This is a genomic window from Streptomyces sp. NPDC054813 (assembly GCF_053611365.1).
In genome coordinates, this window is record NZ_JBSHAF010000013.1 from 195,884 (window position 1) to 196,491 (window position 608).

The following is a 608-nucleotide window of genomic DNA, read 5'->3' on the forward strand; positions in this document are numbered from 1 at the left end:
ACTCCACTCGTCCCCGGCGGCCGGCCCGGCGCGACTGTGCCCCCCCTCCCCTCCCCCCCCCCCCGTCCCCCCCGCGCCCGCCCCGGTGGGCGGGGGGGGGCCCCCCCCCACCGCCCAATTTCCAGGAGGCACCACCATCGACCCCCGCATCGCGCGCTCGTCCGCGCCGACCACCGCCGAGGCCGGCGCCTGGGCGGACGTCCTGGTCCGTCGTCGGCTCCTGCACGCCGCGGTCCTCACCCCGACCGGCCAGTGGCTCGTCCAGCACCAGCATGGCGGCCCCGTCCGCGTGCTCGCGGGACCGGCCGACATCGTCGAGCTGGCCGCCACCATCCAGCACCGCATCCGCACCACGAGGCCCCACACCCGATGACGAACCCGAACGAGAACGGCAACACCCCGGACCGCGAGCCGAAGCCCAACTCGGTCTCGTCGCGAGCAAGTTATCGGCCAAGACACTCTTCCCCGTCGGGGAAGGCGTCTCGGCCAGATCCCGCCCCGGGGGTGGCGGGAGGGGGGGGGGGGGCCGGGGGGGGGGGGGGGGCGCGGGCGCGCGGGGGGGGGCCGGCGCGCGCGGCGCCGATCTCCGCCCCGCGCCGCCACCCCCC

Annotated in this window: 1 protein-coding gene; it reads left to right on the forward strand. The window is 78.9% G+C overall.

The window, feature by feature from the left end; all coding sequences use genetic code 11:
- The first annotated feature begins 85 nt into the window (after positions 1-85).
- A complete protein-coding gene (locus ACWGJB_RS26625; RefSeq protein WP_453382599.1) occupies positions 86-373 on the forward strand; it encodes a hypothetical protein in 288 nt (95 codons plus the stop codon).
- Positions 374-608 lie beyond the last annotated feature (235 nt).